The organism is Calothrix sp. FACHB-168, from assembly GCF_963889195.1.
Lineage (GTDB): Bacteria > Cyanobacteriota > Cyanobacteriia > Cyanobacteriales > Nostocaceae > Aulosira > Aulosira anomala_A.
The window spans coordinates 39460-64678 of the sequence record NZ_CAWPNJ010000042.1 but is presented as its reverse complement, the minus strand read 5'-3'; the positions used below and the strand labels follow the sequence as shown (position 1 = coordinate 64678).

Here is a 25219-nt window from a genome sequence, read left to right as displayed (position 1 = left end):
TTAAATAAATGCAAAAAACAGTTGTTATCAATGTCGTCGGCTTATCACCCAATTTAATCGGAGAAAATACACCATTTTTATCTGCTTGGGCTGCTAAAGGTCAAATATTACCAATTAAACCCATATTACCTGCGGTAACTTGTTCTGTACAGGCTACTTATTTAACAGGTAAACTGCCAAATGAACATGGAATTGTGGCTAATGGCTGGTATTTCCGCGATGATTGTGAAATTAAATTTTGGCGACAGTCAAATAAATTAGTACAATCTCCAAAAATATGGGAAATTGCTAAATCTATTGACCCTGATTTTACTTGTGCTAACCTGTTTTGGTGGTACAATATGTACTCTTCTGTAGACTATGCCATTACACCGCGCCCAATGTATCCCGCAGATGGCAGAAAGCTACCGGATATTTATACATATCCTGCCAATATTCGCGATTCAATTCAATCAGATTTAGGTCAATTTCCTTTATTTAATTTTTGGGGGCCAAATACCTCAATTGTTTCTAGCGAATGGATTGCCAATTCTGCAAAATGGATTGAGGAACGGTACAAACCTACTTTAACATTAATTTATTTACCGCATTTAGATTACTGTTTACAAAAATATGGGCAAGATAAACAGCAAATCCAAAAAGATGTACAAGAAATTGATGCTGTATGTGGCGATTTAATTAATTATTATCAAGCAAGAAATACGCAAGTAATTATTCTTTCAGAATATGGGATTACCCCAGTTTCTCAAGCAGTAGATTTGAACCGCATACTCAGAAATAATGGTTTAATAACTGTGAGGGAAGAGTTAGGACGAGAATTACTCGATGCTGGTGCGAGTATTGCATTTGCAGTTGCGGATCATCAAATAGCCCATGTATATGTTAACGATCCGGTGTATATTCCGAAAGTGCGCGATTTGCTGGAGAAAACTGAAGGGGTAGCGCAAGTATTGGATGAAGAGGGAAAACAAGCCTATCATCTTAATCATCCCCGATCTGGGGAGTTAGTGGCGATCGCGCGATCGGATGCTTGGTTTACCTATTACTACTGGTTGGATGATGCGAAAGCGCCTGATTTCGCCAGAACTGTAGATATTCACCGCAAACCAGGTTACGATCCGGTAGAGCTTTTTCTTGATCCGCAACTGAAATTTCCGAAATTAAAAATTGCTTCTAAGCTATTGCAGAAAAAATTAGGTTTTCGCTACCTAATGGATGTAATTCCTCTTGATGCTTCCTTAGTACGTGGTTCTCATGGTTGTGTGACAAATTCCCCAAGCGAGGGGCCAATTTTTATTAGCCAGCAAACTCATTTAATGAATGAAGAATTAATTTATGCAACTGATGTTTGCTCTTTAATTCTCCAGCATTTGAATGCATAATTTCTAGTCAGCACAGTAGGGTGTGTTGTCGCGCAGCGCAACGCACCGACAAACTATTAAATCAATTTTCCCATGCCCAATGCCCTATGCCCAATGCCCTATGCCCAATACCCATCTTAAGTTTTCCAAAATAGCTTGAGGCGGGTACATAAACTAGTAAACAGTGCGATTGGTAAAGTCGTAGCAATTCCTTTAACTACTCCCATCACAGGCGTGGTTGTATTAGCAATAATCCAATCTTCCATACCTGTTAGTTGTAAGATAGGCCAAAGCAGATTAGCAAAGGCTACATAAGCAATCATCGGATTTTGCCCATTATCGATTAATAATTGCAGCCATTTTTTCTGCCTAAAAACATCAATTAGGATGGTAAAAGTTATCAGTAAAAAAATTGCGATCGCACTTGTGATAAAATAATAACTATAGGTAGAAGGATCTTTATGAATTCCCCCTTGGAAAGGCTCAAAAAATAAGCCTAGAAATAACCAATAAACACCCCATTGATAAAATTGCTTCAGCAAATTATCTATCTCATTTTCAGTTTGGGAGAATAATAACCAGCTTGCGCCACAAATCGCCGCACTTACTAGGGTTGTTTGCCATACCCAACGCCCTTGTAATCCTACCAGCAAGACTAAGCAAATCATCAGCATAGATAGAATAATCAGCAATAAACGCTGTGTATTCCGAGCAGCTAAAACTTGCTGATTTTCTGATATTTCCGCCGATTGATTACTTTTTTGTAGCCAGTTTAATATCAACTCTCCGATAATAGTCCCAGGAATAACAATAAACAAGTATTTTAAATAATAAAATTGAAATATCCAACCAAAGCTAAGATTATATCCCAAAATTGGCACAGATGAAGCTGTCCATAAATCTTTTACCCAGCCATCAATAGTGGCGGATGATTGCAAAGCAATTAAACAGCCTAATAATCCCAAACGTAATAGCAAATTAGAGCGCGTAAATAACCAAGCTAGCGAGGCGAAAACAGCCATATTCGCTAGTACCATTAATATAGGATCGCTACGCTCAAGTAAAAATCCTTTACCACCATATTGTAGTTGGGAAATTATAGCAATTGTCGCGATAAATCCGGCAATATTTAGCCACACGCCATATTTACGCCATTTTCCTAAAATCGCCCAATTCCCAAACATTAAAAACAGCAATCCAAACCCGAACATCGCTAAATACCATGTTTCTGGAGTTGGGTTTTTGTTGATAGTAAACGGGCGAAGATGTTGGAGAATAATCGCAAAAGCTGCTAACATTAAGCCTCGCTTCAAAATATATAAAATAATTCTGGAATTACTCCAACCTTGAGCAAGCCGACGGGATAGTGCTAGCGGAATCGCCGCACCCATTGCAAATAAAAATAAGGGAAATACTACATCTACCCAAGTTAAGCCAGCAATCTGAGCATTAAATGCATGAGTTGGGGGTGGTTCTTGTGCATGATACATCCATGCTGGCAAAATTTTATAGCGGATTGTGCCGGAAAGAACCATCGCTAAAATTGCAAATCCTCGCAGTGCATCTAATGCATCAGCGCGTTTGATATTTGTAGTAGGAGTAATGTTAGTTTCTTGAGTCAATGTAATTACCTAAATAAGTAATTCGGCGTGATTTAAAGATAACTAGTAAAGGCTGTCATTAGTCATTTGTAAGGGTTTCAAGTTTACTTTTCGTAACATAATTGTCTGCGATCGCCTAGTTACTTATCAGGAAATTTAGTATAGCAGTCCTCAATTATTTTTGAAAGTAAGATACAAGGTTGGGTTTACACACGGTAAGCCCAACCTACCCCTGGAAATGTTGGGTTTCGTTCCTCAACCCAACCTACGCAGTTTATGGTTTTTGGTGCTAACTGAACTGTATTGACTTATCAGAAAATTTAGTATAGCAGTCCTCAATTATTTGTGAAAGTAAGTTAATGCATGAAGCCAGAAGAAAGGGGAAAAGTAGAACAAATGAAAATTGTACAGGCATGGGTTATCGCGTCTTTATTGACAAATGACTACTTAGAAATAATAAAAGAACGAGTAGCCATCTTAATCAATCTTTCCGGTGATTTAGCTCGATTTACTGTGAGGCGAGAAATCCGATATTTATCTCGCAACCAACGGAATCTGAAAATTGTGCTGTTATAAAGGTAACCTGATTGGTAATATTTAGCTGCATGGTTTTCTACTAAAACATTCATTGAACCATAGGGATAAGCAATGTGTTTTGCAATCTCTTCTGATGGCGCTAATCCAGCCATGCATTCTCTCAGTTGTGTTTGCGCCTGAGCAAGTTCCTGATCTAATTCGGGAATAGTTAATTTAATTAAATTTTTGTGGCTTTGTCCGTGAGATTGGATATCATAAAATCCTTTGGCAAATCCATCTCTTAAATCTTCGCAGCTTAAATAAGTTGTCGATGGTGGATGAGATTTAGATAATGTACCTGGATTGACAAATAAAACTATTTTTATCTTTTGCTGAAATTCTTTCTCTAATCTTTCTAAAACCGGAATTATATTAGTATAAACAGTTTTATAACTGTCATCAAAGCTTAACATTATCGGTTTTTTACCTACATATTTTTCAGGTATTGCTCGGTGGCGATCGATAAAGTAATCATATAAATCTTGAGTAGATAAAAACCAATAATTATTTCGGACTAAATACTCTAAAAGTTTTTCTAAGTCTTGCATGTTATAAGACATTTTCTGGGCTATAGGATTGTTGATGATGCCAAAGTTAGGATGATTTAAATCAACAATTCCATGAAATCCTAAAAGAGGTATTCTCGGTGCAGTTATATAAGATAAAATTAAAATAATAGTAAAAAGAAAAGCAATCAGATATAAAGCGATTAATTGCAAATCCAATTTGGGTTTTGCCTTGAATTTATGGGGATTGAATCTCAAATACATTTTTGCTGAATTAAGTAATAATAAATTCTCTGCTCTAAAATAATTACCTAGACGATTTATTATAAATATGAAAGTCTCTTAGTTTGTTCCGCTATAAGATTGTGAAGTTATACACATCTTGCAGGCTGACAAGACTAACATAAATATTGATAAATTTTTGGTTTAAATCTAGATAAAATATTTAGATTTTTTGGAAGTTAGTAATTAGATGGATTGACAGCACTAAAGTGCTGACTACAAACTTATCAAAAGTCTTACAACCGACCTCTAGCACGAAGGGTATTTGGCAAATCTAGGAAGGATTGTGGCTTAAGAACTAAATTTTGTCAAATAGATTTTAGCAGCACAACGCTAAATATAATCACCAGGTTAAGTTACACTTTGTTAACGTCAACTCTTAACAGAGTATAATAACTATTTAATATTAAGCAAACTAGGCGATAAAATAACTAAGCAGCTGATTTATTAAATACCTCAAGAATTTGGCGACAAATTTGTTTGAGCTTGTCTTCGATGTGCAGAGAAGGTTTGGAAGTACCGACAATACTCCAGTTATCTATGGTAGAAAGTCGCCAAGCTTCGCCGCGATGATCGAATGCTGCTACTTCTATGCCGATCGCTCGTCGCGAATGACTTACAGGATCTTGATAAAATCGGATTTGAATCAGAACGCTACGACTACGCCAAGATTTACTAATACCCGGAAAGTGAAAGCCAATATCTATAGAATCTGGATCGACTAACTCCCGCGTTTCTGGATCGTTTTTCCAAGGTTTGAGATCCGATTTCGCATCAGGGAACTCTAATTTAAACAAATTAACTACCGTAGCAATCTTGCTGGCGAGTTCAAGGTTAGTTGCTTGTTCAGATGCGTTCACTAAAAAACACTCCTATATTGCATCGGCTTACGGGAAATGTAAAGACAGGAAACCGCCAGAAAGTTTATGGTATTTGTGTTTCAGCTTATCAAGGCCTTTGAGGATTTCGCAACTCTAAATTATGCTTTCCTAACAATCATTGTTTACAAGAACTGCCAAAAACTGCTACTTTTTTTAGTTTTTAGACAAGGCGAGTCACCTTGAGTAATTATACTTAAAATTTTTCAAAATTACAGAAGATAATTAGCCGTTTTGCGAATATAAAAACTTAATATGCAAAAATTTATCCGAAAATCCTGTGTTGGTAGGAGATATAGATTACCGTCGCAATATAAAATTACACTGTTAGTCGGCAAACAAACAGCAAATTTTTTCTAGATATGTCGCGTCAACGCTCTCTTTTGTCATTGGTTTTAGTATTATTGGCAACATTCCTCATCAGTTGTAGTAGTCCTACTGTAGCTAAGGCTCCTCCTACTTATACAACAGCACAACTGACGAAAATCCAGACTTATGTGCCAGAGATTGTGGCTGTGCGCGATCGCGCAGCAGAACTGAAAAACCTCATCGAACGCAAAGATTGGATTTATGTAGGTAATTTTATACACGGGCCTTTAGCAGAAGCTCGGTTAAATATGACTTATGTGATTCCCAACCTCTTACCCCAAACTCAACCTCAAGCGCGTCAGATAGCGCGTGATTTGTTTAACCATCTGGTGAAAATCGATCAGGCTGCTAGTGATGGTAATAGCCTAGTTGCCTTGAATAATTATGCTGAGGCTATTGCAGATCTTGGTAAATTCTTGGAACTGGTTCCTCAAACCAGCAGCGCATCATAAGCAATCTGTTGACGGTTGACGGTTGACACTTCGACAAGCTCAGTGCGGCGCGGTTGACTGTCAAAACCGATATTTTTCACAACTGAAATAGGATTGCTATATAAGTTATGAGTGAGGAGTTAGGAAGCAAAACTTTCTAACTCCTTACTTTTGCATAGAGTTATAAGTTATGAGTCATGTAGTTATTATCGGTTGTGGTGTAGTTGGAGCTGCGATCGCTTATGAACTCAGTCTGGTTCCAGGGCTGAAAATTACGGTTTTGGATAGTAAACCACCTGCACAAGCTTCTACAGGTGCGGCGTTGGGTGTATTAATGGGGGTAATTAGCCAAAAAGTAAAAGGTAAGGCTTGGCAATTACGACAAACTAGCATCCAACGTTATGAAACCCTCATACCCGAATTAGAAGCGATCGCTAAACGCAAAATTCCCTTCAATCGTCAAGGAATCCTCAGTTTATGCTTAGAGGCGGAAGATTTAGCCGATAAAGAAAATTTGGTGAAAATTCGTCAATCTCAAGGTTGGCAATTGGAAATTTGGGACAAGGCGAAACTACAAAATATCTGTCCCCAGATAGATGCAAAAAATCTGATTGGTGCGGTCTATTCTCCCCAAGACCGCCAACTTGACCCCACAGCTTTAACATTAGCTTTAGTAGAGGCTGCCCAGCATAATGGCGTTAGCTTTCAATTTGGCGTCACGGTATTAGATAGTCACGCCTCAGAGCCAATGTGCCAGGAATTAGATACAACAGCTGGTAAAATCGCTGCTGATTGGTTTGTTGTTGCGGCTGGATTGGGTTCCACACCACTGACAGCCCAATTAAATCAAAAAGTCGATATCCGCCCGGTATTAGGGCAAGCATTACAAGTACATTTAGAACATCCTCTAGGAAATCCAGAGTTTCAGCCAGCAATCACGGGTAATGATGTGCATATCGTCCCTGTGGGCGGTGGTGATTACTGGATCGGCGCTACAGTGGAATTTCCTAGCGATAGCGATGAAATACCGCCCAATCAAGAATTATTAGCATCGGTGAGACAACAGGCGATCGCATTTTGTCCCGAATTAGCTCAAGCCCATATTACTCGCACTTGGTCGGGTTTACGCCCCCGCCCCGAAGGACGCCCCGCCCCTGTGATTGGTAAATTACCAGGGTTTAATAATGTCCTCCTAGCTACCGGACATTATCGCAACGGCGTTTTACTCGCACCCGCAACAGCTTATGCAATTCGTGAGATGATGGGCATGGGGAATGGGGAATAGGGCATAGGGCATGGGGCATGGGGCATGGGGCATTGGTCAAAATACAAATGACCAATGACTAATGACTAATGACTAATGACTAATGACTTTTTAGGAAATTTTCGTGTCAATAACAGAACATAAAATAACCGTAAATTCTCTAGAGTGGTTTTACCGAGAAGCTGAACCAGTGGGGAGAACTGATTTATTACCTGTAGTATTGCTACATGGTATAGTCTCTCAAAGTTACAGTTGGCGTAATATTTTACCAGGTTTAGCCAGTCAGGGAACAAGAGCGATCGCCCCTGATTGGATTGGTTATGGTTTTTCCGCTACTCCAGAAAAGCGAGATTTCGCCTACAGTCCCGATGCATTTATTACAGCTTTAACAGAATTTATTCAAGCTTTAGAAATAGAAAAGTTTTCTTTAGTTGTCCAAGGATTTTTAGGTTCTGTAGGCTTACAATATGCCCTGCGCAACCCAGATAAAATTGCAAATTTAGCTATTTTAAATGCGCCTATTTCACCTGCTGCTAAATTGCCTTGGAAAATTAAACAAATGGGTTTACCATTAGCAGGAGAAATGATGACTCAAGACCCCCTTTTAGTTGATAGAACTTTAGAAGGTGGTAGCCGTTATCGCATAGAAGATAAAGATTTAGATGTTTATCGCCGTCCATATTTAAAAAGTTCTGCACCTGGGCGTGGTTTGCTAGCAACTATTCGGAATATCCAACTAGATTCAGCAATGTCAGAAATTGCATCTGGCTTTAAAGCATGGGACAAACCAATTTTAATTCAATGGGGCATGATTGACCCTTGGTTACCTATAGATATAGCTGAAACTTTTGTTAATTCTGTCCCCAAAGCTGAATTAGTCAAATTAAATAATGTGGGACATTACCCGCAAGAACATTATCACGAGACAATTTTACAAGACCTTTTACCCTTTGTGCGTGTAGCCGATTCTCATTGATAAAGTTATTACTCACTCTATCCTCCAGAGAATAAATTCTCTGGCTAATAGCTAAAGTCTACTAAAGTAGACTAATAAGCTGCTGTGCAGCTAAATTATATAAGTCAAAAACGCAAAATAATTGTAGTGCGGGCATCTTGCCCGCGTCTTATATACAAATTAGATGCGTCGCAGCTTACCTTGAAACCAGGGCGGGCGAGACGCCCACCCCACAATATGGGATTATTTATTTCTGGAGAAATTCCTCAATTACGAATTACGAATTACGAATTACGAATTACTATTAATCTGGCAAACCCATTACTTTGCGATAATGGGGTGCAAGTCTTTTAACGCTGGAAGATGGGCGTTGACTGTGCCATTGACTGTTGCTATATATTTCTTTGCGCAATTCATCAACGTTAACATTCATAACTTTGCCATCTGCGACAATTTGATTGCCATTTACCCAAACACTATTGACTACATTACAAGGTCTACCTAATACTAATAAACCGATGGGATCTGTACGGGGTAATAAAGATAAATTAGTTAAATCGTAAAGTACTAAATCGGCTTGTTTACCTACTGTTAAAGTACCGAGTTTATTGCCTAAATTTAATCCCTTTGCACCTCCCAAAGCAGCCATAATTACTGCTTGTCTGGGTGTAATCCAATGCTGATAATCTAAATCTGTAACGTTGTGTAAAATCGAGCCGATTTTAATAGCTTCTAGCAAATCTTGAGAATCATTACTCGAAGCACCATCACAACCAAAAGTTACATTTACTCCTGCTTGACGATATTTTAAAAGCGGTGCTATTCCACTTCCTAAACGCAGATTACTTAAGGGGTTGTGAACAACTGTTGATTTAGTTTCGGCGAGGATCGCAATATCATTATCGCTTAACCAAACACAATGAGCCAAAGAAGTGCGATCGCTTAAATAGCCAATTCGGTGCAGATGTTCCACTGCCGAACAACCATATTTCTCTTGGGCGAGTTTTTCCTGTGCTTTAGTTTCCAGTAAATGAGAGTGACGACAAAGATTATAGCGATCGCTTAATTCAATACATCCAGTAAATAACGCATCACTACACAATTGAATACCTGTAGGCGCAACTAAAATATTTACACCCTCATCTGGTTTATGAAACTGCTTAACTACCTCTTCTATAATGTCTAGGGTGTCTTGAGTTGAGCGAAAATAAGGCTCGTGAGTTTGTTGTGATTCTCCAGATGGTATCCCAGCTGTCAAGGATTCATCTTGAATTAAAGGGGCGACAAAAGCGCGAATTCCCACTTCTTTGTAAGCGCGAATAGCAGTAGCAATTGTTTCAAACTCTTGTCCAGGAATTAGCACCAAATGATCGACAACACTTGTACCGCCAGAAAGGAGAGTTTCTACTGCTGTTCCTAATGCACTAATATAAACCTTGTCTAAATCTAGAGGAGAAAAATCGTAGAGTTCCGCCAACCATAATTCTAAAGGTAAAGGTGGAATCGCTCCCCGTTGCCACATTTCCGAAGAATGGGTGTGAGCATTAACAAAGCCAGGAAGTAATAGCTTATTTGTACCATCAATTGCTGTACCGACAACATCTAGCGTTGGGGCGATCGCAGTAATTTTACCATCCACAATCTGGACATCAACAAATGCATAAGCATGATCGGTCGGAATCAAAACATTCTGGATAGTAAACTTCATAAGCGCTTACAGTAACTAGTTTTTCCCTTCTCAATGAGTAGCATTTGAGTAGAAAAATTACAAAATCTTTAAGAATCTGCAAAGTCAAGTTTTGTAACTTTTGCGTAAGTGTAGTAACTCAAGATACTGTCTACAATGGTGAGGTACAGCCTAATTGTCATGGCAGTAATTTAGTATTTATGCCCAGCGATCGCCCCTATCGATGTCAATAATTTTAACCTTAATTAAGTAATCACCCGTCTTTGAGCATTTCAGGGTACAAATTAAACAATGGTGTTGGGTTTTGCAAGTTTATGAATCAGCCTTTGCGGTCATTAGGAATTGCACCAAATGCTTGGACAGTAAATCAGGCGATCGCAGATATTACTCGTCCGCCAAAAACCCCACAAACTGCTACCTTATCCACAGAAACCAAAACCCTGCGACTTGATTGGACAAAAGCTGCCATCATTGTCATTGATATGCAAAATGACTTTTGCCATCCCGATGGCTGGTTAGCACATATTGGTGTAGATGTTACCCCAGCCCGCAAGCCAATCGCACCTTTACAAAATTTATTACCACACCTGCGCGGGGCTGATGTGCCGATAATTTGGCTAAATTGGGGTAATCGTCCCGATTTACTCAATATTAGTGCAGGCTTGCATCACGTTTACAACCCCACAGGCGATGGCGTTGGTTTAGGCGATCCTCTACCTAGCAATGGTGCGAAAGTACTCATGGCTGGTAGTTGGGCAGCAGCCGTAGTAGACGAACTGCAACAATTACCGCAAGATATTTGTATAGATAAATATCGCATGAGCGGCTTTTGGGATACACCCTTAGATAGTATCTTGCGTAATCTGGGCAAAACCACATTATTTTTTGCTGGTGTCAATGCCGATCAATGTGTGATGGCGACTTTATGTGATGCCAACTTTTTAGGATATGACTGCATTTTAGTTAAAGATTGTACCGCGACAACTTCCCCCGATTATTGTTGGTTGGCGACGTTGTACAACGTTAAACAATGCTTTGGTTTTGTGACTGGTTCCCCAGAGATTTTAACAGCATTGCAAAATCCGAATTCTTGAGTTTTATTAACTTCAGAGGAGATAAATTAATGCACGCTACTCGTTGCGTAATTCCTGTGATTAAATCTCCCAAAGATTATCAAGTTTACCGCATTAATCCCAATGATTCTAATCGATTAGCGATTATTTTTGATACAGCTAATGCTAACACTTCCTTAACTTGCTGCGTAGAAATTTTTGAGGTAGGCGGGCAAACTCCACCGAATCGCCATCAATGGGCGGTGGAAATGTTTTTTATCTTAAAAGGTGAAGGTATCGCTATTTGTGATGGTAAAAAAGTACCTATTAAAACTGGAGATAGTTTATTAGTACCGCCTACAGGCACCCATTTGATTAAAAATACAGGTACAACTCGCTTGTATACATTAACAATTATGGTACCAAATGAAGATTTTTCGGAATTAATTCGTAGCGGTACGCCAATGGAGTTAGATGCAGAAGATATGACAGTTTTAGGAAGATTAGATGCTTTGATGCCATGTTAAATACATGACAGAGAATTTTATCAGTCAACCGTCAACCGTCAACCGTCAACCGTCAACCGTCAAAACTCAACAGTCAACCGTCAACAGTCAACAGTCAACAGCTATATAACGCCACTCCCGATTCTAAAACGAAAAACTGCGCGATCGCCTAAATTAAAGGGTGGGACTATGCCCACCCTCTTAAATTAAGATCAGAGTGCCTTTGCTGTCTTCTCCTGATCCAACTTGAGAATTAAAACCCCCAAAGGTGGTAAACATAAATCTAGAGAATAAGGACGATTGTGCAACGACCAGTCATCAGTCCATTTACCGCCTAAATTACCCATGTTGCTACCGCCATACTGACGTGCATCGCTATTAAACAACTCGGTATAAAAACCCTTTTCGGGTACACCTATGCGGTAATGGGAATGAGGCTGAGGTGTGAAGTTGCAAACCACAACTACAAAATTATCAGAATCTTTTTCCCGACGAATAAAGGAAACTACACTATGGCGGTTGTCGCTACAGTCAATCCACTCAAACCCAGGTTCAGCAAAATCTTGGGTATATAAAGCGGGTTCGCCGCGATAAAGATGGTTGAGTTCGTGGAAAAACTGTTTTAACTGTTGATGGGCTTCATATTGTAGTAAATGCCATTCTAAATCAGCCCAGACATTCCACTCACTCCACTGCCCAAACTCCATGCTCATAAACATGGTTTTCTTACCAGGGTGAGCAAACATATAGCTAAACAAACAACGTATATTAGCTAACTTCTGCCATGTATCCCCTGGCATTTTGCCAATCATATTACTCTTACCATGCACCACTTCATCGTGGGAAAGTGCCAGCATGAAGTTTTCGCTGTGGTTATACCACATACTAAAGGTGATGTTGTTTTGATGGAACTGACGGAACCAAGGGTCCATACTGAAGTAATCCAGCATGTCGTGCATCCAACCCATATTCCACTTTAAGTTGAAACCCAAACCACCCGTGTAGGTAGGCCAAGATACCATCGGCCAAGAAGTAGATTCTTCCGCAATGGAAAGCGCACCGGGGAAATAGCTGAAAATCAGATAATTTACTTGACGCAGAAATTCTGCGGCTTCTAGATTTTCTCTACCACCGTACTGGTTAGGTAGCCATTCTCCTGGTTTACGGCAATAGTCGAGGTAGAGCATGGAAGCGACAGCATCGACGCGAATGCCGTCTATATGGTACTTATCAAACCAAAACAGAGCATTTGCCGCCAAGAAATTACGGACTTCATGACGGGCATAATTAAATACCAGAGTTCCCCATTCTTTATGTTCGCCTTTGCGGGGGTCGGCATGTTCGTATAAATGACTACCATCAAAGAAGGCTAAACCATGTCCATCTTTGGGAAAATGTCCGGGAACCCAATCGACAATTACACCAATGCCATTTAAGTGACATTGATCAACAAAATACATAAAATCTTCCGGAGTACCAAACCGGGAGGTAGGAGCATAATATCCGGTTACTTGATAACCCCAAGAGCCATCAAAGGGGTGTTCGGCAATGGGTAACAGTTCTACGTGAGTGTAACCCAATTCTTTAACGTAGGGTATTAATTTTTCTGCTAATTCTCGGTAAGTTAGGAAGCGCGCACCCGGTTTAAGTTCGGAAACTATAACTACAGGTTCAGTTTCCCCATTGGGTAATTTGGCTGGTTCAGCACTAGAAGCATGTAGCCAAGAGCCGATATGGACTTCGTAGACGGAAACAGGCTGAGTGAGAGGATCGCTATGACGCCGCTTTTCTAACCAATCTTCATCACTCCATTTATAGGTATTTAAATCGGTAACAATCGATGCAGTTTTTGGGCGCGGTTCCTGTTGAAAACCGTAGGGATCGGATTTTTCGTAAATGTGACCTTCAAAATTTTTGATTTCATATTTATAATGCTCACCTGCGCCTAATTCCGGAATAAACAATTCCCAAACGCCAGTAGGGCCTTTGCGCATTTGGTGTTTGCGCCCATCCCAGCTATTAAAATCGCCCAATAAAGAAACGTTACGAGCATTAGGTGCCCAAACAGCAAAGTAGACGCCTTTAACACCGTCTACTTCTGTCAGGTGCGCTCCTAGTTTTTCATAAATTCGGTGGTGGTTACCTTCACCAAACAAATGCAAATCAAAATCTGTGAGCCGGGGAGAACGGAAGGCGTAAGGATCGTAGGTGACGCGCTCGTGATCCCCTTCTTTAATTTTTAGCTGGTAGTTTGGTAGTTCTGCTGTTTCAATCGTGCATTCAAAAAAGTGGGGATGATGCACTGTTTGCATCGGGTATTCTTTGCGTTCTTCGGGAACTACTACCGATACTGCCGTTGCATTTGGTAGGTAAGCTCGCACAGCCCAGACATTTTTGCCATTTTGTTCTATAAGATGCGAACCCAGTACTTCAAAAGGATCTTGATGTTGATTCCAAACGATACGGTTAACCTGTTCAGGGGCGATCGTGGTCATGGACATGAAAGCTACCTACGTTAAATAAAGTGATTGAGTAAAAGAGTTTTCTAACTTTATATATATTCTTTACATTTATTTGCAATTTTGTCTTCACCGTTATCGTACATCAGAAATGATTCACTAATACTGCTAGCGCGTAAGTCAAAAGTCAAAACGATCGCTCTCTCATCAACCAGTCCCTAATGACAACTGTACGGGCTGGTTCACAGATATCCGCAAATATCCTGACGATCGCACATCAACCACCTGCGTCAACTTAAGTTCAAACGCTTACCCCACAAGCTTTTTACCCCTCCCCTTTTACCCCTCCCCGTAAACGGGGAGGGGAAGTTTTGGCTTTAGACAAAACTGGGGTGGGGTAACGCGGATCTTGATGGTAGGCAATTTGAGGCAAAATCAAGTCATGATGAGGGTTTCACGTTAAGTTTACACCAATGCACATAAACCCGCCCCTACTGACAACTGACTATTGACTAATCGCTCAAATTCCCAAAAATGGGAAAAATTGCAGCAAAGCTTTCCGGATGCGTAATAAGAAAATCTGATCCCGGATTCGGGGATCTAGTTTGGGTGGTGGGCTGAATTGTAAATTTTCTTGCAATTGTGCATATTCTGCAGCAGTTAGGGGCTTACCATCAATAGGCGATCGCGCTGCAAGTATTATTTCTGTACGGAGGATTTCTTCGGGAATATCCTCTGGTGGTGGTAACGCCCTCACCACTGTTGTTAAATGGCTGCTCAACCACAATACAATGCTGATGCTGATGCTCAAAACCAAAAATCTTGTCCGCTTCATCGGTATCCTTTTAAGTTCTGAGTCCAGATTGCCATAAACTAAGCTTAAGGCTACTAACTGCCGACTAAAGCCAAGAAAGCTCAAAAATAAATTTTTTTGATGAGATATTGTGATGCGATCGCAGCAAAAGGACACATGGTAGCAGTCTTAGCTTCTTCACCAGTGTCCTCTTTCTTGCTGATTGGATTAAACAGGTACTTAAGCACCCTCAATTTGCATTGAGCAACACCAGAACTTGGGTAACCTTATATCCCCACCAACCTACTCTCAGGATAATGGTGAGGAATTTAGTTACTAAACCTAAATATACTACTAGGGTGACTTTGTAGCCGCAGGGCTAGCAGCCGGAGAAGCAGCCGGAGAAGCAGGGGTTTTAGTAGCGCCAGAGTCACTGGGTTCGCCTGTAGCAGCTGGGCTGCTAGCTGGACTGCTACCAGTACCACCAGGTTCGCCACCGCCTTCACAAGCACCGAGAAATGTAGCCAGACTTAAAGCGAGAGCCAAACCGAAGATTTTTGTTTTCATAACTCCTCTTTCACCAATTGTGGCAATAACAAATTTTCGCCTGATGAATAAGATACCTTATTTATTGCTTTTTTTTAAAATACTTTGAGAGATATATATTCAAATTAATGGAAAAGATTTTTTCTTAAGTAGCATGGTTAGGCAGATCGCGGGATTTATCTTATCCTTGACCAATGAAGAATCTGCCTTGCTCGCTAAACAGAAGTGTTCGCATAACTCCTCTAACTCCTTGTGAGGATATATGGCAATCCTATTTTATCTGGGAACAAAAGGGACAAGGAGGACAAGGAGGATAAGGTAGATAGGCACTTGTGAATCATTTAGGATTGCTATATTTGATGATTTGCTGGTAAAACCCATGACTGACAATATCTTGCACCGCTATCAATAACAGCGAATATTTGCCATTAAAACTTTGGCAAAAGAATTATCTAGATATGGGTGAAAGCAGATAGCCAAGACAGTCAATCACGGGAAAATCTCACAAACAAACATAAAAATCTCTCTTCCCTAGCCTCTAGTCCCTAGCTCCTAGTCCCTGTTTTCAAGCTAGTCAAAGCTTAACACCTAGTTAAAACCTGTAACTTTAGCGCAAAGCGAGCTATCATACCAAAAATCGTGATGTTTTCGCGGACACTTGTCGCTTTCTTGAGAGCATTGCCATACTTTAGAGACAATGCCCAAAGAAGGTCAAGTTGTCCAATTGCAGTTTGCAATCAGCAAGCATCGCCAGATTTAAGGGATGCAAACATTGGGGCAGCTACCTAGCAGAATATTGAAAATGAGTTTAGGGTATTATTTGCGCCGATCGCATTCGGGAGCGATTTCCACCTAAACAAACACCAGACAAGCAATATACAATCTAGTTTTTCCATATCTCCAAAAAATTATGCCTGCGGCTCGCAAATCAGCTGTTTCTGTATCGAGTAATAATTGGTTTCGACGAGAACCTACCCTATCTTTAGGGAAAAGGCGATCGCCAAATCGAAATTCAGCCACACCAGCCTCTACACCTGCTGTTGAATCTTTACCAGTCACGACTAGCAGACAACGGCGTTCATCGCCAAAGTTATCTGTTTCGGCAAAAAATGGGTCTGTTATCCAGCCAAAAGAGCGATCGGGTAAATCCTCTAATTTTCCCGAAAAAGCTAATTCTGGTCAGAAAAGCCAGAAATTAGGCTTTTTGAAATTTCCCGTGAATAGCGATCGCGGAAATTTACCTGTATGGTTATTACGTTTTTATACAGTTCATCGTTATTCTTCAGTTGTTGCATTTTTATTAGTCGCAGCCACCCTAGTAGTTTATGGCTGGACAGTTTATTCTCAGGATGTTTGGAGTCGGGGATACCGTCAATTACAAAATTTACAACGTCACGAACGACAGTTGACTACAACTAATGCTGCACTCACCAACAAAATGGCTGAAGAAGCAGAACAACCAACAGCCGGATTAGCCCTACCAACTCCATCCCGCACGATTTTTTTGCCCCCAGCATCTCATAGTCCTAATTCCCTACCAGATCAGACAACACCCAACCAAGAGACACAACAGCCAATTTCTTCACCCCTGGGGTATTAAGGTTAAGAGTCAATGGTCAATGGTCAATGGTCAATGGTCAAGATTAAATTGACTTTAGACTCTGGACTATTGACTCTGGACTATTGACTCTGGACTATTGACTATTGACAATGGACAAACCCAATGCGTAAGTCACCAACTAGAAATAGATTTAAAAATTTTCGCCATTCAGATTTTACAAGTCGGAGGCAGTTTTCTAAGCAGAGTTTACAAGAAAACTCGACGACTAGTAATCAAGAAAAGCTAGGCAATAGCAGAACTCGACTGTTCATCACATGGGGTGTACTAATTGCTGCCGGTTTGGGGTTGGCGATTAATTTGTATCAATTACAAATCTTGCAGGGAGCAAAGCTAACGGAAAGGGCGAGAAACCAGCAAATGGTAAATCTCAGGCCTTTTATGCCCCGTCGTCCGGTAATCGATCGCAGTAATAATGTATTGGCAATTGACCGTCCTGTATATACTGTATTTGCCCATCCCAAGCTGTTTGATAAATCTAATAAAGAAATCGCTAAAATAATAGCTCCAGTAATAAATAAAGATGCTGATGAATTAGTTAAAATATTTGACAGTAAAAAAAGTGGCATTACATTAGCCGCAGCATTACCAGAAGAAATCGCCGATCGCTTTATCGCCTTAAGGCTAAATGGGTTTGAATTTACACAAAAATATTCGCGTTTTTACCCACAAGAAGAATTAGCAGCTGATGTGGTAGGTTACGTCAATCTTGACCGTCGCGGTCAGGCAGGGGTGGAATATAGTCAAGAGAAGTTATTAGAACGTCCTGTACAAACGGTGCGATTAAGTCGGGCTGGTAATGGCGCATTGATGCCTAATAATGCACCGGAAGGGTTTTTGCATTTTGATGACTTGCAATTACAATTAACTCTTGATAGCCGCCTGCAACGGGCTGCTCGTTCTGCACTCAAGCAACAGATGGAAAAGTTTGGTGCAAAACGAGGTGGAGTCATTGTGATGGATGCAATGGATGGCTCAATACTTGCTTTGGTTTCCCAACCAACTTACGATCCAAATCAGTATTCTAAAGCGAAAATTGAACTGTTTAAAAATTGGACTGTAGCCGATCTTTACGAACCAGGCTCGACATTTAAGCCTTTAAATGTAGCGATCGCTCTGGAAAATGGTGTAATTAGACCAGATGATGTATTTAACGATCCTGGTTCCATTGCAGTAGCCGATCGCATTATCAAAAATGCGCAAAACAAAAGTTACGGGCAAATCAACATTGCCCAAATTCTCCAACATTCCAGCAATATTGGCATGGTGCAAATCATCCAACGATTGCAGCCCAATGTCTATTACAATTGGCTGGAACGTTTAGGGTTAGGACAAACCTCGGATACCGATTTACCTTTTGAAGTCGGCAGTCGCTTAAAAAGTCAAGAAGAATTCATTTCCTCACCCATTGAACCTGCCACTACCTCTTTTGGGCAAGGTTTTTCTTTAACACCCTTGCAATTAGTGCAGATGCACGGAGCTTTAGCCAATGGCGGTAAATTAGTCACTCCCCATGTCATCCGTGGGTTAGTTGACAGTAAAGGACAGATGCATTATGTACCGAATCGTCCGATGCCGCGCCAAATTTTCTCACCAGCCACAACCCAACGAGTAGTTGAAATGATGGAATCTGTGGTTGCTGAAGGTACTGGTAAGGTAGCACAAATCCCCAACTACCGAATTGGTGGGAAAACTGGTACAGCACAAAAAGCTAGTGCTTCCGGCGGTTATTTAGCTGGTGCTAGAATTACTAGCTTTGTCGGGATTTTACCTGTAGAATCTCCCCGCTATGTTGTTTTGGCATTAGTGGATGAGCCAAAAGGAGAAAATGCCTACGGTTCTACTGTCGCTGCACCAATTGTTAAAGCCGTGATGGAAGCGTTAATTCCTATTGAACAAATACCACCGAGTTCATCAAGCGATAATAATCCGCAAAATTAGGGCATTGGGCATCCCTTCGACTTCGCTCAGGGCGAGTGGGCATTGGGCATGGGGAAATAACAACTGTACGCGATTAATCGTGTTTATGCTTTGCCTCGTGATAATCTTCGCGCAGTATGCGACGCATAACTTTATTCGATGCGGTGCGTGGCAATGTATCAATAATTACGAGGTGTTGAATTTTAAATAAAGGATTGAGTTGCTGACGAATTGCGGTTTGTAAGGAATTTTTCAGTAATTCTTTGTTTAGCTGGATGTGACTTTCTAGCACAGCATAAACGATTAACTGACTCGGCCCGCCTTCAGGGGGTGAATAAGCGATCGCAATAGCTTCGCAAATTCCCTCTACATTATTCAAAATTTGCTCAATCTCCATCGAGCTAACTTTGATACCGCCTAAATTCATCGTGTCATCCACACGACCATGAGTCCGGTAGTAGCCGTTGCTTAAGCGCTCGATTTGGTCGCCATGACGGCGTAAGGATGAATGGGGAGTATGGGCGAAGTAAACTTGATGGTGGTCTTTATTAATTATCTCCGTAGATAACCCGACAGAAGGAGCAATGATAAATACTTCGCCTTTGTCACTGGGATGACCAGCTTCATTAAAAATCGCCAAGTCTAAACCTAAAGCTGGTGTAGTAAAAGTTGAAGGCGCGGAAGGCTGTACCACTGTATTCGTAAGATATGCGCCGCCAATTTCTGTACCGCCGCAGTATTCTATTATTGGTTTATAGCCAGCTTGAGACATCAAAAACAGCATATCTTGAGGATTAGAACATTCACCTGTGGAACTGTAAGCTTTGATGCTGCTCCAATCTAGTTCTTGCATACAGGCGGTGGTTTTCCAAGTGCTGACTAAACTTGGCACTACACCCAGAATATTCACACGGGCATTTTGAATAAATTCCCCAAATCCCCGTTCTGTGGGCGTGTCATAGTAAAGGGCGATGGTTGCTTGATTAATTAAACTGGCGTAAATAAGCCAAGGCCCCATCATCCAGCCTAAATTGGTAGGCCAAGCTACCACATCACCAGGGTGAATATCTTGATGTAAATGTCCATCTACAGCGCATTTTATCGGGGTGGTTTGCGTCCAGGGGATTGCTTTGGGTATTCCGGTAGTACCAGAGGAAAACAGGATATTTGTATGGGCTGCTGGGTGGGAAATTACAGCATCAAATTGTTCGTTTTGACTGAGAAATTCTGTCCAAGTTACATCGCCAGTACGTAATTCTACAGATGAACCCAGGACGATCGCTCTCGGTGCATTGGCATCAACTACTTTACTATATAGGGGGAGTTGTTTACCGCAACGCCAAACATAATCTTGAGTAAAGATAGCTTTCGCCTGTGCAAGGTGCAACCGCATAGCAATTTCCGCAGGTGCAAAACTATCAGCGATGGAAACCACTACACAGCCAGCTTTGACAATACCTAAATATATTGCCACTGATTCTACAGTCATCGGTAGAGCGATCGCGATCGCATCTCCAGTGACAAAGCCAGCTTGTACCAATCCATTAGCGACGCGGTTAGTTAAACGGTGGAGTTCGCCATAAGTGAGAGTAGATAACGAACCGCCTTCTTGCTGAAAAATAATGGCGGTGGCGTTTTCATCGGCTAAAAAACAACTCTCAGCAATATTCAAACGCCCATCTACTAGCCATTGCGGTGATTCTACACCCTGAGATAAATCAACAATTTTGCTGTACGGTTTTTGGAAACGAATACCTAATCGTTGGATCGTTATCTCCCAGAATTCGTCACGATGCTGGGTTGACCAAGCATGTAATTCTGGGTAAGAATTCACGTTGAGCTGTTTCATCAACGCGGCGATATTGGTTGATTGGATTTGTTCATTGCTGGGAAACCAAGCGGGAGGTTGTCCGGTTTGCCAATCAGCAAAGGTGGTTTGATACAGCAGTTCGTGAAAGTGAAAGGGTTGATTGGGTTTGAGGATCTGGTGGGTGAGTTGCTGCCAGCATTTTGCGGCAGGTAGGGAGGATAACCACTGATTGATTTGTGGTAGCATGATGGCGGCGGTTTCTTGGGATATGCCGCAAGCGGTTATTTGTTCGAGCGATAACTGCTTTGTCATCGCTTTTTACCTCATATAATGATGATTTGTCTCACGCAGAGGCGCAGAGGCGCAGAGAGAATTAAGAGTTTTAGGTGGAAATTTGGGTTAATTTGTCTTCGTTGAGACCGTACCAAAAAATAGCGATCGCATCTAAAATTTCTCTTCCCCCTTGTATAAATTTACCTTGATCAAAGTGGGGTTTAAAGTAGACTTCCTCTAGTTCTTCTAAGGTATGTCCGGCGTGTTGTCCTTCGACGCGGTTATGCCAAGTGAAGAATGCTAAATGTAATTGGGGATGTCGTGTTTGTTTAATTTTTGTCAATCCGTCTTCTAATTCTTGCCAAAAACCTGCCGCAGCCCAATTTTCGACAGCAAAGCTAGCACCTTCGGCTATTTGCGGGTCATCGCTACCATAGAGGCGTTGTAATTCGTCACAAAAATGTAAAGTTGAAGGGCGTCCGTGTTTGCGTTTACCTAATTCTTCGTAATGTAATCCTAAATCCTCAGCTACATTCAGCAACCATTCAAAATGAGCCGCCCGGAAACGACAAATTCCACCGTCTACTGTACCTTCTGTACTTATTAATTCGGGGTCACCTTCTCGGTCTTTTTGTTCTTCAGTTTGGGCAGTTTGTTGACCTAAATTTTTGCCTGATTGGCGATAAATTACGCCCAATTCATTTAATAAAATCTCGCGACTAGCCCGTGATTGTTGCAAGGTAGGTGAATTAATTGCTTTGAGTAAAGCTGCAATTAAAAATTGATTGGAAAATACCGAGAATTGTTTGAGAAAATGCTTTAATTCTGCATCTGTTGCCGTACCATTACTAAACCAGCGAGTATAAGTATTATTAGTAATGATGCGATGCTGTAAAAATTCCCGTTCTACCTCATTCAAGAAATCGCGAAAACTTTCAACTTGAGCTTGAGTTAATTCGCCTCGTTGTAAGCGTTCTTCAATTCGTGAGGAAATCGTTAAATTATTTGGTTTGGTAATAACTTGATTCATAAATATACCTCGTTAAGCTAGGGGTTAGGGGCTAGTAGTCTGGCAATCTAACTTTGATGTGTGAAGAAACGAACCGCGTTCGCGAAGCGTCTCGCAGAGAAGGCACGAAGGGCACTAAGAAAGAGGTAAAGAATAGAAGTAAAAAATGATTTACCCAGCAAAGATGACTTGCCAAAGTACTAGGGGCTAGGGAAGATTAATGTTTCTTTAATTTGTAGTGGGTGGTGTGTTTCGATGGAGCTAGAAAGTAGCTATTGCTTTGTCTCATTAATTATGTGGGGTAAATTTCTTCTTCTTTTCTCTTCCTTAGCGCACTTCGCGTCTTAGCGGTTCGTTTTTTCAACCATCAAAATTAATGCGACAGATCAGTAGTTCTTCATGAGAAAATCCCACAATCAAGCATGAAAATATAATTCTCCACATCCCCCTAGTCTCTAGCCCCTAGTCCCTGATGTGATAGCCAACTGTAAGCATAGTTTTTATCTTCTAAACCCAAAGCATATTTCGTTAGTTTCAACGGACGGAAAGTATCAACCATCACTGCTAATTCATTTGTCCGTTCTTTGCCAATTGAGCCTTCATAGGTTCCTGGATGGGGGCCGTGGGGAATACCGCTAGGATGAACGGTAATCGAAGCTCGCTCAATTCCTTTGCGTGACATAAAGTTACCTTCTACGTAATAGATAACTTCATCAGAGTCAACGTTGGAATGGTTGTAAGGCGCAGGAATTGCTTGGGGATGATAATCGAATAAACGCGGTACAAAAGAACACACTACAAATCCGGGGGCTTCAAAGGTTTGATGTACTGGCGGTGGTTGATGTAGTCGCCCTGTAATTGGCTCAAAGTCTTCGATGTTGAAAGCAAAAGGCCACAGATGTCCATCCCAGCCAACCACATCTAAGGGATGATGGCGATATAAATAACTGGTAATGCGATCGCGTGCTTTAACTCGGACTTCAAATTCCCCAACTTCATCGTGGGTAATTAGCTCGTCTGGTGGGCGTATATCTCGTTCGCAGTAGGGCGAATGTTCTAAAAATTGTCCGTAACGATTGAGGTAACGGGCTGGGGGTTCAATATGTCCCTGGGCTTCAATTACCAGCATTCGTTGCTCAATTCCCACATCGGGAATAATTCGCCACAATACACCTGTGGGAATTACTAGGTAATCTCCTACTTGATAACGCAGAAGACCGTATTGGCTTTCAAGGATACCGCTACCTGCATGAATAAAAATGACTTCATCACCATGAGCAAAGCGATACCAGTATTGCATGGCTGCGGTAGGACGAGCTACGAAAATGCAGACATCTGTATTCGCCATCAGGGGAATACGAGAGGCGATCGCATCTCCACCAGTTTCTACTGTCGCTGTTCGTAAGTGGCGATGTAGTAAAGCACCTGTTTCTGCAAAGGGAATTTCTACCGTTTCATCCAGTAAAATCTTTTCAATTTGCGTCGGAGGATGCAGGTGATACAGTAAAGATTGCACGCCAGCAAAGCCGTGAATACTAATTAATTCTTCGTGATATAAAGAACCGTTAGCTTGACGAAATTGGGTATGTCTTTTATGTGGTATATTACCCAATTTATAGTAGTAAGTCATATCGCTATGCTCCAATTTTTAATTCGTCATTCATTACGAATTACGAACTTGTACTGAGCTTGTCGAAGTATTACGAATTATTTCTACACGCTCACAAGATTTCCTCGCTTGGCTTGTTCGCGTTCAATGGCTTCAAATAAAGCTTTGAAGTTTCCTTCGCCAAAACCCCGTGCGCCGTGTCTTTCTATGACTTCAAAAAATAATGTCGGTCTATCTTGTACAGGTTGGGTAAAAATTTGCAGTAAATAGCCATCTTCATCTCGGTCTACTAAGATACCTAATTCTGCCAACTGTTCTATGGGTTCGTCAATTTTTCCTACCCGTTCTTCTAAGTTATCGTAATAAGTTGGTGGGGGAACTAAAAACTCAACGCCTGTTTGTTTCATGCCGCTAACTGTGGCAATAATATTGTCAGTGGCTAAGGCTATATGTTGCACTCCCGGCCCGTAGTTATATTCTAAATATTCTTCTATTTGCGACTTGCGTTTACCATTAGCAGGTTCGTTAATTGGTAATTTGATTTTTCCCGTACCATCCTGCATGACTTTGGACATTAAAGCAGAATATTCGGTAGTAATGGTTTTATCATCAAACTCTACTAAAAGATTAAAACCCATTGTTTCGGCAAAGAATTCTACCCAACGTTCCATTGCGCCTAATTCAACGTTACCAACTATATGATCTATCGCTTTAAGTCCCAAACCTGGACTTTTGAGATGGGCTTTATTTTGTGCCTCAAAACTAGGTGCAAATACCCCTGCGTAATCGCTGCGATCGATAAATTTAATTAGGGTGTCACCATAACCGCGAATGGCGGAATAACGGAATATTCCATAGGTATCTTCTTCTTCTGTAGGTGCGATCGCGCCAATTGCACCTCGGCTAGTTGTTTGCTGATAAGCGCTGACAATATCCGGTACTTCTAAGGCGATAATCCCCACAGCATCACCATGTTTCAACACACTTTTAGCAATAGGATGATCTGGACTTAACCCTGAGCTTAAAACAAAGTTAATATTTCCCTGTTGCATCACATAAGATGCTGTTTCGCGGTACTTGGTTTCTAATCCGCGATAAGCTGTGTTTGTAAATCCAAAACACTGAGCGTAAAATAGCGCTGCTTGCTTGGCGTTACCAACATAAAATTCTAAATGGTCGATGCGTTTAATTGGGCAGAAATCGTTCATTATCTATTCCCTCATTTAATATCAGGTAGATGGCAAAAGGTAAGGGACAGAAAAAGAAGAGTTTTAAAATATTAATTTGGGCTTTTTGTAGAATTAATCAGGACTTACGCGATAACTCTCCCAAACCTCTTTACTTCGTGTTCTTTGCGTACTTCGTGGTTCGTTTTTTCATGATTTTGCGTAAGTCCTATTAATATGAAACATTACCAAATGTTGAATTTGGTGAAATAAGAATGCAAAGCAAAATAGATGAGAGCTAAACCCTCATTAATTCTGACTTTTATAGAAAACGTCTCCCTATCGGCAGATTTACCTAATGCCTTATGCAATAATCTATCGTTTACTGTCAATTTTTGAGTTGAGATTATAAACTATACTCTCCTAGTTTAGATTATAAATTTTACTAACAAGCATCTACAAGTGTAAAATATTAACTTTTAAGATAATTTTAGAATGTAGTTTTAACTACCCTATCTAGGGATATTCTAAAAATACCAACAATAACA

Annotated in this window: 18 protein-coding genes and 1 pseudogene; 8 read left to right on the top strand and 11 right to left on the bottom strand. The window is 40.8% G+C overall.

What is annotated here, in order from left to right; genetic code table 11:
* Positions 1-8: 8 nt before the first annotated feature.
* Positions 9-1382 (top strand): alkaline phosphatase family protein, encoded by a 1374-nt coding sequence (locus tag AACW45_RS24865; RefSeq protein WP_190635356.1) that lies wholly within the window; start codon positions 9-11, stop codon positions 1380-1382.
* 116 nt (positions 1383-1498) lie between these two features.
* On the opposite strand, the gene AACW45_RS24860 is transcribed toward AACW45_RS24865, so the two are convergent.
* The 3 genes from AACW45_RS24860 to AACW45_RS24850 all read right to left on the bottom strand — a co-directional run bounded on the left by AACW45_RS24860 (position 1499) and on the right by AACW45_RS24850 (position 5186).
* Entirely contained in the window at positions 1499-2983 is a 1485-nt protein-coding gene (locus tag AACW45_RS24860; protein WP_242045613.1) for a DUF5009 domain-containing protein, read from the bottom strand.
* Between the two features lie 422 nt (positions 2984-3405).
* Positions 3406-4263 carry a polysaccharide deacetylase family protein gene (locus AACW45_RS24855; RefSeq protein WP_190635354.1) on the bottom strand — a complete coding sequence of 286 codons (858 nt, stop codon included), beginning with the start codon at positions 4261-4263 and terminating at the stop codon, positions 3406-3408.
* A 494-nt stretch (positions 4264-4757) separates the two neighbouring features.
* A complete protein-coding gene (locus AACW45_RS24850; protein ID WP_190635353.1) occupies positions 4758-5186 on the bottom strand; it encodes a hypothetical protein in 429 nt (142 codons plus the stop codon).
* 356 nt (positions 5187-5542) lie between these two features.
* Between AACW45_RS24850 and psbQ the strand changes: the two are divergent.
* The 3 genes and pseudogenes from psbQ to AACW45_RS24835 all read left to right on the top strand — a co-directional run.
* Positions 5543-6025: pseudogene (gene psbQ / locus AACW45_RS24845) on the top strand (photosystem II protein PsbQ); the annotation flags it as partial.
* 169 nt (positions 6026-6194) lie between these two features.
* Entirely contained in the window at positions 6195-7289 is a 1095-nt protein-coding gene (locus tag AACW45_RS24840) for an NAD(P)/FAD-dependent oxidoreductase (protein WP_190635348.1), read from the top strand.
* Between the two features lie 103 nt (positions 7290-7392).
* A complete protein-coding gene (locus AACW45_RS24835) occupies positions 7393-8244 on the top strand; it encodes an alpha/beta fold hydrolase (protein ID WP_190635346.1) in 852 nt (283 codons plus the stop codon).
* Between the two features lie 283 nt (positions 8245-8527).
* Here AACW45_RS24835 and AACW45_RS24830 read toward each other — a convergent pair whose 3' ends face one another.
* A complete protein-coding gene (locus tag AACW45_RS24830) occupies positions 8528-9931 on the bottom strand; it encodes an amidohydrolase (protein ID WP_190635343.1) in 1404 nt (467 codons plus the stop codon).
* A 293-nt stretch (positions 9932-10224) separates the two neighbouring features.
* Between AACW45_RS24830 and AACW45_RS24825 the strand changes: the two genes are divergently transcribed.
* Complete coding sequence (locus AACW45_RS24825) at positions 10225-11004, top strand: cysteine hydrolase family protein (protein ID WP_190635341.1); 780 nt, start codon at positions 10225-10227, stop codon at positions 11002-11004.
* Positions 11005-11033: 29 nt separating this feature from the next.
* On the top strand, positions 11034-11489 hold the full coding sequence (locus tag AACW45_RS24820) for a cupin domain-containing protein (RefSeq protein ID WP_190635339.1): 456 nt from the start codon (positions 11034-11036) through the stop codon (positions 11487-11489).
* Between the two features lie 191 nt (positions 11490-11680).
* On the opposite strand, the gene glgB is transcribed toward AACW45_RS24820, so the two are convergent.
* The 3 genes from glgB to AACW45_RS24805 form a co-directional block, all read right to left on the bottom strand.
* The gene (glgB, locus tag AACW45_RS24815; RefSeq protein WP_190635336.1) at positions 11681-13969 is read right to left on the bottom strand and encodes a 1,4-alpha-glucan branching enzyme; all 2289 of its coding nucleotides are present in this window, start codon (positions 13967-13969) and stop codon (positions 11681-11683) included.
* A gap of 478 nt (positions 13970-14447) precedes the next feature.
* Entirely contained in the window at positions 14448-14762 is a 315-nt protein-coding gene (locus AACW45_RS24810; protein ID WP_190635392.1) for a hypothetical protein, read from the bottom strand.
* Positions 14763-15074: 312 nt separating this feature from the next.
* Positions 15075-15287: a hypothetical protein gene (locus AACW45_RS24805; protein WP_190635334.1), complete on the bottom strand. Its 213-nt coding sequence runs from the start codon at positions 15285-15287 to the stop codon at positions 15075-15077.
* Between the two features lie 889 nt (positions 15288-16176).
* Between AACW45_RS24805 and AACW45_RS24800 the strand changes: the two genes are divergently transcribed.
* Together AACW45_RS24800 and AACW45_RS24795 are read left to right on the top strand one after the other, a co-directional pair.
* Positions 16177-16866, top strand: coding sequence for a hypothetical protein (locus AACW45_RS24800; RefSeq protein WP_190635332.1), 690 nt, complete (start codon positions 16177-16179; stop codon positions 16864-16866).
* 123 nt (positions 16867-16989) lie between these two features.
* Entirely contained in the window at positions 16990-18825 is a 1836-nt protein-coding gene (locus AACW45_RS24795) for a peptidoglycan D,D-transpeptidase FtsI family protein (protein WP_190635330.1), read from the top strand.
* Positions 18826-18898: 73 nt separating this feature from the next.
* On the opposite strand, the gene AACW45_RS24790 is transcribed toward AACW45_RS24795, so the two are convergent.
* The 4 genes from AACW45_RS24790 to hppD all read right to left on the bottom strand — a co-directional run bounded on the left by AACW45_RS24790 (position 18899) and on the right by hppD (position 24713).
* Positions 18899-20926, bottom strand: coding sequence for an AMP-binding protein (locus AACW45_RS24790; protein ID WP_190635328.1), 2028 nt, complete (start codon positions 20924-20926; stop codon positions 18899-18901).
* Positions 20927-20996: 70 nt separating this feature from the next.
* On the bottom strand, positions 20997-21917 hold the full coding sequence (locus AACW45_RS24785) for a hypothetical protein (protein ID WP_190635326.1): 921 nt from the start codon (positions 21915-21917) through the stop codon (positions 20997-20999).
* Between the two features lie 427 nt (positions 21918-22344).
* Positions 22345-23526 carry a homogentisate 1,2-dioxygenase gene (locus tag AACW45_RS24780; RefSeq protein WP_190635324.1) on the bottom strand — a complete coding sequence of 394 codons (1182 nt, stop codon included), beginning with the start codon at positions 23524-23526 and terminating at the stop codon, positions 22345-22347.
* A gap of 83 nt (positions 23527-23609) precedes the next feature.
* Positions 23610-24713: a 4-hydroxyphenylpyruvate dioxygenase gene (hppD, locus tag AACW45_RS24775; RefSeq protein ID WP_190635322.1), complete on the bottom strand. Its 1104-nt coding sequence runs from the start codon at positions 24711-24713 to the stop codon at positions 23610-23612.
* Positions 24714-25219: the final 506 nt, after the last annotated feature.